The 11,127-nt window shown below is 60.7% G+C and carries 9 protein-coding genes and 1 pseudogene; 4 read left to right on the top strand and 6 right to left on the bottom strand.

The features are described 5' to 3' along the window. Positions 1-636 precede the first annotated feature (636 nt). From HT737_RS17215 to nudE, 3 genes are all read right to left on the bottom strand, one after another. Positions 637-2,220: a peptide chain release factor 3 gene (locus HT737_RS17215; protein ID WP_007965665.1), complete on the bottom strand. Its 1,584-nt coding sequence runs from the start codon at positions 2,218-2,220 to the stop codon at positions 637-639. A gap of 127 nt (positions 2,221-2,347) precedes the next feature. Next, positions 2,348-3,175: a 3'(2'),5'-bisphosphate nucleotidase CysQ gene (gene cysQ / locus HT737_RS17210; RefSeq protein ID WP_182403403.1), complete on the bottom strand. Its 828-nt coding sequence runs from the start codon at positions 3,173-3,175 to the stop codon at positions 2,348-2,350. Between the two features lie 11 nt (positions 3,176-3,186). After that, positions 3,187-3,753 (bottom strand): ADP compounds hydrolase NudE, encoded by a 567-nt coding sequence (gene nudE / locus HT737_RS17205; protein ID WP_041071285.1) that lies wholly within the window; start codon positions 3,751-3,753, stop codon positions 3,187-3,189. A gap of 88 nt (positions 3,754-3,841) precedes the next feature. On the opposite strand from nudE, the gene yrfG reads away from it, so the two are divergent. Then, the gene (gene yrfG, locus HT737_RS17200) at positions 3,842-4,504 is read left to right on the top strand and encodes a GMP/IMP nucleotidase (RefSeq protein WP_047290827.1); all 663 of its coding nucleotides are present in this window, start codon (positions 3,842-3,844) and stop codon (positions 4,502-4,504) included. Positions 4,505-4,609: 105 nt separating this feature from the next. Here the strand turns inward: yrfG and lysM are convergent, their stop codons facing one another. Continuing rightward, the gene (lysM, locus tag HT737_RS17195; RefSeq protein WP_027611221.1) at positions 4,610-5,050 is read right to left on the bottom strand and encodes a peptidoglycan-binding protein LysM; all 441 of its coding nucleotides are present in this window, start codon (positions 5,048-5,050) and stop codon (positions 4,610-4,612) included. A gap of 235 nt (positions 5,051-5,285) precedes the next feature. On the opposite strand from lysM, the gene fdhD reads away from it, so the two are divergent. The 3 genes and pseudogenes from fdhD (at position 5,286) to HT737_RS17180 (ending at position 9,297) form a co-directional block, all read left to right on the top strand. Beyond that, a complete protein-coding gene (gene fdhD, locus HT737_RS17190; protein WP_086793967.1) occupies positions 5,286-6,125 on the top strand; it encodes a formate dehydrogenase accessory sulfurtransferase FdhD in 840 nt (279 codons plus the stop codon). Continuing rightward, positions 6,122-8,470, top strand: a complete 2,349-nt coding sequence (locus HT737_RS17185) for an FdhF/YdeP family oxidoreductase (protein WP_182403401.1) — start codon at positions 6,122-6,124, stop codon at positions 8,468-8,470. Before fdhD ends, HT737_RS17185 begins: the two co-directional genes overlap by 4 nt. A gap of 346 nt (positions 8,471-8,816) precedes the next feature. Beyond that, a pseudogene (locus HT737_RS17180) lies at positions 8,817-9,297 on the top strand (glycine zipper domain-containing protein). A 64-nt stretch (positions 9,298-9,361) separates the two neighbouring features. On the opposite strand, the gene HT737_RS17175 reads toward HT737_RS17180, so the two are convergent. Then, complete coding sequence (locus tag HT737_RS17175; protein ID WP_182403399.1) at positions 9,362-9,793, bottom strand: thioesterase family protein; 432 nt, start codon at positions 9,791-9,793, stop codon at positions 9,362-9,364. A 61-nt stretch (positions 9,794-9,854) separates the two neighbouring features. Beyond that, positions 9,855-11,081: a 3-hydroxyacyl-CoA dehydrogenase gene (locus tag HT737_RS17170; protein ID WP_047290822.1), complete on the bottom strand. Its 1,227-nt coding sequence runs from the start codon at positions 11,079-11,081 to the stop codon at positions 9,855-9,857. Between the last annotated feature and the right edge of the window lie 46 nt (positions 11,082-11,127).

The following is an 11,127-nucleotide window of genomic DNA, read 5'->3' as shown; positions in this document are numbered from 1 at the left end:
GCTGGCAAGCCAGCTCCCACAATGGACTGGGGTATTCATTTGGAGAACGGTTGGCTGGCAGGGCGCCTTCGCGAGCAGGCTCGCTCCCACAGGGAAATTGAGTGACTTCAGCGGGAGACTGGTCGGCTGACAGGCCGCCTTCGCTGGCAAGCCAGCTCCCACACAAGAGCAAGAGCAGAACGCGCACCGCTCTTGCTCCTCACCACTCAACACGATGAGCGTTAGCTCAAGTACCGCTTTTGATCTTGATCCACGGGCGACATCGGAAGGCTGAGTGGAGGGATTGATCCGGGGGTGGGAGCGCAGCGACCGTTTGGCGCAGCCAAACACAGCGAGAGGAGGTGCAGCGAAGCAAACCGTAGGCGCTGCGCCGGGATCAATCACGCAACGAAGGGACCCCGAGCCCCAGCGAGCGGGCCGAACGCAGGAGCAAGCCTTTTTTTGCTTACTTTTTTGAGGCTTTTTGTCAAAAAAGTGAGTCGCCGTCAGGGCGAAACCCTAAGCCGCCATCACCTAAAAAACGGATATACACCCAGCCCCCCCAAAGCCTGGTCGGCCCAAAGGCCGCCAAGACAAAGCAAAAAAAAGCCCCCAAGGCCTACACCTCAGGGGCTTTCGAACAACCCAGCTCAGCGCTTAATGATGCTCACGCGTCGCACGGAATTTCACATCCGGCCAACGCTCTTCCATCAACGCCAGGTTAACCCGCGTCGGCGCCAGGTAGGTCAGGTGCCCACCGCCATCCAGCGCGAGGTTCTCCACCGCCTTGTTGGAAAACTCCTCAAGCTTCTTCTTGTCGCTGCATTCAATCCAGCGCGCGGAGTAAACAGTGATCGGCTCATACGAGCACTCGACCTTGTATTCCTCCTTCAAACGACTGGCGACCACATCAAACTGCAGCACACCGACGGCGCCAAGAATGATGTCGTTACTGCGCTCCGGGAAGAACACCTGAGTCGCGCCCTCTTCAGCCAACTGCTGCAGACCCTGACGCAATTGCTTGGACTTCAGCGGATCACGCAGACGCACACGACGGAACAGCTCCGGGGCAAAGTGCGGGATGCCGGTGAAACCGAGGACTTCGCCTTCGCTGAAGGTGTCGCCGATCTGGATCGTGCCGTGGTTGTGCAGACCGATGATGTCGCCGGCGTACGCCTCTTCCAGCTGTTCACGCTCGGAAGAGAAGAACGTCAGGGCGTCGCCGATGCGCACGTCCTTGCCGGTACGCACGTGGCGCATCTTCATGCCTTTCTCGTACTTGCCGGAGCAGATACGCATGAAAGCGATACGGTCGCGGTGTTTCGGGTCCATGTTCGCCTGGATCTTGAAGATGAAGCCCGAGAACTTCTCTTCCACCGGCTCGACGGTGCGCTCGTTGGCGACACGGGCCAGCGGACGCGGCGCCCAGTCCACAACGGCGTCGAGCACGTGGTCGACCCCGAAGTTGCCCAATGCCGTACCGAAGAACACCGGAGTCAGTTGACCGTCGAGGAACTCCTGCTGGTTGAACTCGTGGCAGGCGCCCTGCACCAGTTCCAGCTGTTCGAGGAAGCGCTCGTACTCGTCGCCCAGATGCGCACGCGCCTCGTCGGAGTCGAGTTTCTCGATGATCTTGGTTTCAGTGCGTTCGTGACCGTGACCGGCGGTGTAGACAATAATGTAGTCGTCGGCCAGGTGGTACACGCCCTTGAAGTCGCGGTAGCAACCGATCGGCCAGGTGATCGGCGCTGCCTTGATCTTGAGGACGGCTTCGATTTCGTCGAGCAGTTCGATCGGGTCGCGTATGTCACGGTCGAGTTTGTTGATGAAGCTGACGATCGGCGTGTCACGCAGACGGCAGACGTCCATCAGGGCGATGGTCCGTGGCTCGACACCTTTACCGCCGTCGAGCACCATCAGCGCCGAGTCGACTGCGGTCAGGGTGCGGTAGGTGTCTTCGGAGAAGTCTTCGTGGCCCGGGGTGTCGAGCAGGTTGATCATGTGTTCGCGATACGGGAACTGCATGACCGACGTGGTAATGGAAATACCCCGCTGCTTCTCCATCTCCATCCAGTCGGATGTCGCATGGCGGTCGGATTTACGGGATTTCACCGTGCCGGCCACTGCAATCGCCTTGCCCATCAACAGGAGCTTTTCGGTGATCGTGGTTTTACCGGCATCGGGGTGGGAAATAATGGCGAAAGTGCGGCGTTTCGCGACTTCGGCGGCCTGGTTGGTCATGGGAAATCGCCTGGCGGTGATTCAAAAAAGGGCGGCGAGTATAGCTTAAAAAGTAACCGCCGAACCACCGTCCCTCGGTCGCGCAAAACCCTGTAGGAGCTGCCCGCAGGCTGCGATCTTTTTGATCTCAGGAGCGAGCCAGCTCCAACAGTCTTGAACGCCAAGCCGCTTTCGCCGGCAACGCCAGAAAGAACTCATTGAGCAGCGATTCCCGCGCCGGATAACAGAACGCGTCGCCCTGCAGATCCAGCACCTCGCCGCCTGCACCTTCGAGCACGCCCTGCGCCGCCGCGGTGTCCCACTGCGACGTCGGCGCCAATCGCGGATAACAATCCGCCGCCCCTTCAGCCAACAGACAAAACTTCAGCGAACTGCCGATGTTTGCCAGTTGCAACTCGCCCAGGCTGGCGCTCAAACCGGCGAGCAGACGTTCCTGCTCCGCACTGGAGTGGCGACGGCTCGCCACCACAGTAAACGCTTCACCGGGCGCGAGCGCGTCACGCACCTGAATCGCCACCGGCGAACCACCCTTGTCCCCACGCCACGCGCCGAGACCGGCACCGCCGACATAGAAGCGGCCATTGGTCGGCATCGAAACCACGCCAAACACCACCCGCCCGTTTTCGATCAGGGCGATGTTGACGGTGAATTCTTCGCTGCCGCTGATGAACTCCTTGGTGCCATCCAGCGGATCCACCAGCCACCAGCGCTGCCACCCGGCGCGCACGCTCTGCGGAATGTTGGCGTCTTCCTCGGACAGAATCGGAATACTGGAGTCCAGCGCGGTCAGCCCGGCGACGATCACGTGGTGCGCGGCCATGTCCGCTGCGGTCACCGGTGAATCATCGGACTTGGCGGTGACTTCCACGCCAGAGCGCCAGAACGGCAGAATCGCCTCGCCAGCCTGCAAGGCCAACGTCACCACTGGCGCCATTAACGGATGGGGAAACTTCATCGATATCTCACTCATGACTGAAAATACCCGCGCTGCCCCAGCAGATCGCGGGTCAGGTACAACGCCGCCAAGGCGCGACCTTCGGAAAATTGCGGATTCTGCGCCAGCGCCGCCAGCTCACGCAGGTTGACCTTGTCGACCCGCATCGGCTCGGGTTCGTCGCCCTCCAGACGCTCCTCGTACAGATCGGTGGCCAGTACCACCTGAATCTTCTGGCTCATGTAACCGGGCGACAGCGACAACTCGGTCAGATGCTCCAACTGACGAGCGCCATAACCGGCCTCTTCCTTGAGCTCGCGCTCGGCCGCGGCCAGCACATCCTCGCCCGGCTCGATCAAGCCTTTGGGCAAGGACAATTCGTATTCATCAGTGCCGCCGCAGTACTCCTCGACCAGCACCGCGTGTTCACTGTCGAGCATTGCCACGATCATCACTGCGCCATAGCCCGCGCCTTTGCCCACCAGACGCTCGTAGGTGCGTTCCACGCCGTTGGAAAAACGCAGCTTCAGTTCTTCGACGCAAAACAGGCGACTGGTGGCGACAATCTCGCGGGCGAGTACAGTGGGTTTCTGGCGCATGCAAAGCTCCTTGGCGTGAACGCGCTACTATAACGCGGCTTTCCCGATTGTTTGTGTCGGATATCTTTCTACCGCTCGAGACGTTGCCATGCCTTCTTTACCGTGGTCTGACATCGATACCGTCCTGCTGGACATGGACGGTACGTTGCTGGACCTGCACTTCGACAACCACTTCTGGCTGGAACACCTGCCACAACGCTACGCCGATCTGCACGGAGTGAGCCGGGCCCTGGCCGATATGGAACTGCAGCCGTTGTTCGAGCGCCATGCCGGGCAGCTGCAGTGGTACTGCCTGGATTTCTGGAGCACCGAACTGAAGCTTTCGGTACGTGAACTGAAACGGGAGACCGCGCACCTGATCGCGCTGCGTCCGGATGCCGACACCTTTCTGCAGGCGATCAAAGAGGCCGGCAAACGGGTGATCATGATCACCAATGCGCATCGCGATTCACTGTCGCTGAAACTGGAGCGAGTCGAACTGGCGCCCTATTTCGAACGGCTGATCAGCTCACATGATTACGGTTATCCCAAAGAGAACCCGCAGTTCTGGGATGCCTTGCAGGCGGATATCGATTTTGATCCGGCGCGCAGTCTGTTCATCGACGATACGTTGCCGATTCTGCGCAGTGCGCGGGAATTTGGTGTGACGCATTTGTTGGCGGTGAAAGAGCCGGACAGTCGCAAGGGGCCGAAGGACACGGCCGAGTTTGCGGCGGTTGAGGATTACCGCGATTTGATTCAGGGACTCTGATTTCCTGTAGGAGCTGCCGAAGGCTGCGATCTTTTTGACCTTTGTTTGTTTAAAAAAACAAGATCAAAAGATCGCAGCCTTCGGCAGCGCCTGCAGGATGTTGTGTTACTCGGGGATACGCAGGGTCTGGCCCGGGTAGATTTTGTTTACATCCTTGAGCATTGGTTTGTTGGCCTCAAAGATCTTGTTGTACTGGTTGGCATTGCCATACACCGCCAGGGAAATCGCGCTGAGGGTGTCGCCCTTCTTCACTACGACAAAACGTGCCGCAGCCACAACCGGCCCGGTCACCGTAATCTGATCATCAACACTGCCCACGCCTTCGATGTTACCCACCGCCAGCAGAATTTTTTCCTTCTCCTCCTGGCTCGCCACCTCACCGGTCACTGTGACCTTGTCGCCATCCACGGTTGCCTGAACATTCGGATTGCCCAGCCCGACCTTGCTGATGTGTTCCTTCAACTGCTCGCTGGCATTGGCATTACCAGGGGTCAGCAGATCGATCAGTTTCTCACCGGCCTCCTTCACAAAGCTCAACAGACTCATGGCGCACACTCCTTGATTTGGATTCCAGACGTCCAAGCCTAGACCACGTTTGCCAGACCCGGTTCCAGCCCGACCAATGACCCGGCTCCGCCGCTGGCTCAAGCGGCTGGCGCGCGTCCCGCAGATCGCGGCGCATTGCTTGATCGACGGCGTCTATCAATAGATCGACAGTAGCGATTAGACGCGACAAGTTGCCGCGCCTAGTCTTAGCGTTGATCAATCCGTCGGTGATGCCATGAACGCCAAGCGCCCCACTTGCGCGGCGCCTGCACTTCAAACGCCCGCGCCCGCCGCCAGCCAGACCTACAGTTACAGCGATCTGCCCCTTGTGGAATCGGCCAGCACCGCGCTCGCCGAGGAAGTCGCGCTGGCGATCGCCTACAACGGCATCAGTCAGGCGGTGATGCTGGTGACGCCGACGGATCTGGAAGATTTCATCGTCGGTTTCAGCCTCGGCAGCGGCATCATCGCAGACGCCAGCGACATTTATGACCTGCAATTGACTGGCGCCGGCTCGGCGCAATACGCGCAAGTGACCATCGCCAACCGCGCCTTCTGGAACCTCAAACAACAGCGCCGACAACTGGCCGGCACCAGCGGCTGCGGTCTGTGCGGCGTTGAAGCGGTCGAGCAAGCCCTGCCCGATCTGCAAGTCCTGCCCGGCGCACCGCTGCCGCCCGCCGCATGGCTCGACGGTCTGCGCCAGCGCATCGGTGCGTTCCAGCCCCTCGGCCAGCACTGCGGTGCGGTACACGCCGCGGTGTTCATGAACGCCAGCGGTGAATTGCTGCTGGGCCGTGAAGACATCGGTCGGCACAACGCCCTCGACAAGCTGATTGGCGGGCTGATCCGCCAGAAGATTTCCACCGACGGCGGCCTGGCGATTGTCACCAGCCGTTGCAGTCTCGAATTGATCCAGAAAGTGTTGCGCGCCGGCATCCAGACGCTGGTCAGCCTGTCCGCGCCCACCGGCCTTGCCGTGCAATGGGCCCGTCGCCACAACCTCAATCTCATCCACCTGCCGCAGAAGAATGCGCCGCGGGTCTATAGCCCAGCGATGGAGAACCAAGCGTGAGCCAACATCATCAAGCCGACCAGAAACCTGTCCCGCGCTACAAGCCTTACAAGGGCCCTGCCGGCGGCTGGGGTGCACTGATCAGTGTGGCTCAGGCCTGGTTGACCAGCGACAACGCGCTGAAAAACCTGCGCATGATGCTCAAGACCAACCAGAACGGCGGCTTCGACTGCCCGGGCTGTGCCTGGGGCGATTCGCCGGAAAGCGGCATGGTCAAGTTCTGCGAGAACGGCGCCAAAGCGGTGAACTGGGAAGCGACCAAGCGTCGAGTGGATGGCAAGTTCTTCGCCAAACACAGCGTCACGTCGTTGCTGGAGCAGAGCGACTATTGGCTGGAGTACCAGGGCCGCCTGACCGAGCCGATGGTCTACGATGCCCAGACCGATCGCTACAAGCCGATCGCCTGGGACGACGCCTTCGCCCTGATCGGCAAGCACCTGCAAGCGTTGTCGAGCCCGGATCAAGCCGAGTTCTACACCTCGGGCCGCGCCAGCAACGAAGCGGCGTACCTGTATCAACTGTTCGTGCGTGCCTACGGCACCAACAACTTCCCCGACTGCTCGAACATGTGCCACGAGGCCAGCGGCGTGGCGTTGGCGCAGAGCGTTGGCGTCGGCAAAGGCACGGTCACCTTCGACGACTTCGAACACGCCGATGCAATTTTCGTCTGGGGCCAGAACCCCGGCACCAACCACCCACGGATGCTCGAACCGCTGCGCGAAGCCGTGAAGCGCGGCGCACAAGTAGTGTGCATCAACCCGCTGAAAGAGCGCGGTCTGGAACGTTTCCAGCATCCACAGCATCCGCTGGAAATGCTCACCAATGGCGACAAACCGACCAACACCGCGTACTTCCGTCCGGCACTGGGCGGCGACATGGCGGTGCTGCGCGGCATGGCCAAGTTTCTTCTGCAGTGGGAACGCGATGCGCAGAAGGCCGGTGAACCTGCGGTGTTCGATCACGACTTCCTCAATGCCCACAGCACCAACGTGCTGGAGTATCTCGGCGTGGTGGATGACACGCCGTGGGAGCAGATCGTCGCGCAGTCCGGCCTGCCCCTGGTCGAAATCGAACAAGCGGCGCGCATGTACGCCAAAGGCAAGAATGTGATCATGTGCTGGGCGATGGGTATCACCCAGCATCGCCATTCGGTGCCGACCATCCAGGAAATCGCCAACCTGATGCTGCTGCGCGGCAACGTCGGCAAACCCGGGGCCGGCCTGTGCCCGGTGCGCGGTCACAGTAACGTGCAGGGCGACCGCACCATGGGCATCAACGAGCGTCCACCGGTGACGTTCCTCGACGCTCTTGAGCGGCGTTTCCAGTTCAAGGTGCCGCGTGACAACGGGCACAACGTGGTCGAGGCGATCCACGCCATGGCCGAGGGCCGCGCCAAGGTCTTCATCGGTCTGGGCGGCAACTTCGCCCAGGCCACGCCGGACAGCCCGCGCACCTTCGCGGCGCTGAGCAATTGCGACCTCACGGTACAGATCAGCACCAAGCTCAACCGCAGCCACCTGGCCCACGGCAAGGACGCGCTGATCCTGCCGTGCCTCGGCCGCACCGACATCGACATCCAGACCGAAGGCCCGCAGGCAGTCACCGTGGAAGACTCGTTCAGCATGGTCCACGCCTCCAATGGTCAGTTGCAGCCGCTGTCGAACCAGATGCGCTCGGAACCGGCGATCATTGCCGGAATCGCCGCCGCCACGCTGGGCAGCAAACCGGTGGACTGGAACTGGCTGGTGGCCGATTACGGGCGCATCCGCGACCTGATCGCCGATACCATTCCAGGCTTCAAGGACTTCAACGAGAAGGTCAAGAATCCAGGTGGGTTCTACCTCGGCAACAGTGCTGGCGCACGCAAGTGGAACACCCCGTCGGGCCGGGCCAATTTCCGCGCCAACCAGCTGCCCAAGGATCTGGTGCACGAACGCACCCGCGCCACCGGGCAACTGCCGGACCTGATCCTGCAATCGATGCGCTCCCACGATCAGTACAACACCACCATCTATGGCCTCGACGACCGTTATCGTGGGGTCAAGGGCCAACGCGACGTACTGTTCGCCAACGAGGCCGACATCATTCGTCTGGGCTTCCGTCCCGGGCAGAAGGCGGACATCGTGTCGCTGTGGGACGATGGCCGTGAACGTCGGGTGAAGGGCTTTACCTTGCTGGCGTTTGATATTCCGGCGGGGCAGGCAGCGGCTTATTACCCGGAAGTGAATCCGCTGGTGCCGCTGGAGAGCACCGGCGATGGCAGCCATACGCCGACGTCGAAGTTCATTGCGATCCGCCTTGAGGCGGCGAGCGAGACGGGTTTGATCATGGCCAAATCCGCTTGAACTCGCGGCCCTGTGGCGAGGGAGCTTGCTCCCGCTGGAGGCCGCAGGACTCCCTCCGTTTTGCATTTTTTGGGGCCGCTTCGCGGCCCGGCGGGAGTAAGCTCCCTCGCCACGAATCTGTGTTGAGTCTCAGTTTCCTGAAGCTTTCGAACGCCCACAAAAAAGGCCGCTTTTTCTCAAAAACGGCCTGTCCGAAGTAGCTAAAGACCGGCGAAAATCGCTTAAGTTCCGCATACAAAACAGCAACTTGCAGAATTGTATACAGGTCGTGTTATTCGTCGGATTTCGATTGTCAGTCTTGGTACAGAGCCTCAGGATCGCGCCGTCATCCCTTTGAGGCTCCTCTATGAAGTTCTCCTCGATTCTCTTGTTGTCCCTTGGCCTGGTCAGTGGCTTCGCTTCTGCCGGAGGCACCACCGAAGCAGGTGTGGGCGGCGCATTGGGCGGGGTTCTTGGCTCGGTCGTCGGTCAGTCTTTAGGCGGCAATACAGGTTCAACCATTGGCGCAGCCCTGGGCGGCGCGGGTGGTAGCGCGGTCGGCGCCAACAAGCACAGCCGTGGCGAAGCCGCCATTGGTGGTGCGCTGGGCGCAGCCGGCGGTAACGTGGTCGGCCGCAGCATGGGCGGCACCACCGGCAGCCTGATCGGCGCCGCAGCAGGTGGGCGGCGCCGGTGGCGCGCTGGGCAACTACATGGGTAACGAAAGCCGTGACGATGATCGTCATTACGATCGCGGCCGCGACGACCGTCGCTACTACCGCGACCGTCATCCTGGCCGTGGCCACGCTTATGGTCACCGCAAACATCACCGCTACTATCGCGACTAATCCGTTGCGTTAAGCGGGAAAGCAAAAATCGCAGCCCAAGGGCTGCGATTTTTTTTGCTCTGGTTCAAACCACCAGACGCTCCAGCGCGTCACGCAATCTGCCTGGAATCGACACCGGCTGATTGCTCGTCCGTTCCACGAATACATGGACGAAACGCCCCGCCGCACAGGCCTCAGTTTCACCGATCTTGAACACCGCCAGTTCGTATTGCACCGAACTGTTGCCCAGCTTGCCGACCCGCAGACCGATCTCGATCAAGTCCGGAAAAGCAATCGAGGCAAAGTAGTCACAGGCCGAACTGACCACAAACCCCACCACCTCGCCGTCATGAATATCCAGGCCGCCGACCTGGATCAGGTAGGTATTCACTGCAGTGTCGAAGAAACTGTAATAGGTGACGTTATTCACATGCCCGTAGGCGTCGTTGTCGTGCCAGCGCGTGGTGACCGGCTGGAAATGCGGGTAATCGGAGCGTTGTGGCATCGGGTTGGACATCAGCATTGATCCAGAAAGTTTTGCGAGCAGTCTAAAGGCGAAACCGTGGTGGCTCTAGCAATTAGCGTTCGGCAAACCCCTTGCCCTGAGCCGCCAGCTCGCCAATCAAGCGCGCCGGTTGCCACTGATCACCCTGCCGCGTTTGCAGTGCCAGCAAGCGCTGATGAATGTCCGCCAGCCCCTGCTGATCCGCCCAGGCCATCGGACCGCCCTTGTCGGCCGGGAAGCCGTAGCCGTTCAGGTACACCAGATCAATGTCATGGGCCGACCCGGCAATGCCTTCCTGAAGAATCTTTGCGCCCTCGTTGACCAGCGCCAGCAGGCAACGCTCCAGAATCTCCTCCGGACCGATCGCGCGGCGCTGGAAGCCCAGCCCTTCGCTGACCCGCAGCACCAGTGCATCGACTTCGGGATCAGGCTCGGCCTGTCGACTGCCCGGCTCATAGTGATAATAACCATTGCCGGATTTCTGCCCGAAGCGGCCCATCTCGCACAAACGGTTGTCCACCTGAACCTCCGGCGCATCCTGCCCCTTGCCGGCCAGCTCGCGTGCGCGCCATTCCAGATCAATACCGACGACGTCATACATGCGGAACGGCCCCATGGCGAAACCGAACCCCTGCAGCGCCGCATCCACCTGTTGTGGATAAGCGCCCTCGAGCAGCATCTTGCGCGCCTCCAGCACGTACGGATGCAGCATGCGATTGCCGATAAAGCCGTGGCAGTTGCCCGACACCACACTGACCTTGCCCATGCGCTTGCCCAGCGCCAGCGCCGCTTCCAGTGCAGGCGGCGAAGTCTGTGCCCCACGGACGATTTCCAGCAGTTTCATGATGTGCGCAGGGCTGAAGAAATGCAGGCCGAGCACTTGCGACGGACGTCGAGTCGCAGCAGCAATCGCGTCGATATCCAGCGCCGAAGTGTTACTCGCCAACAACGCCTCAGGCTTGAGCAGGCCATCCAGCTCGCGAAAGATCTTCTGCTTGAGCTCAAGGTTTTCGTATACCGCTTCGATCACCAGATCGACATTGCGGATCGCCGGGTAATCCGCCGCCGCGCTGATCCGGGCAAGTCGTGCGTCGGCTTCGACCTGATCGATCCGGCCCTGGCGCACATTGTGTGCATAGGTGTCGGCCACCGTCGCCAGTGCCTGTTCAAGCATCTGTGGATTGTTATCGACCCACTGCACGGCGATGCCAGCATTGGCCAGGCACATGACAATGCCGCGGCCCATGGTGCCCGCGCCGATCACGGCAGCTTGCTGAATATCGAAGGATGTCTGGCTCATGTTGTTCTCTTGTTGGCGATCCAAAGACAGCCTTCACCATAGTCAG

Source organism: Pseudomonas sp. MD195_PC81_125 (genome assembly GCF_014060985.1).
Lineage (GTDB): Bacteria > Pseudomonadota > Gammaproteobacteria > Pseudomonadales > Pseudomonadaceae > Aquipseudomonas > Aquipseudomonas parakoreensis.
Note: the sequence above shows the minus strand (reverse complement) of the source record. Positions and strands in the feature narration are given on the sequence as shown.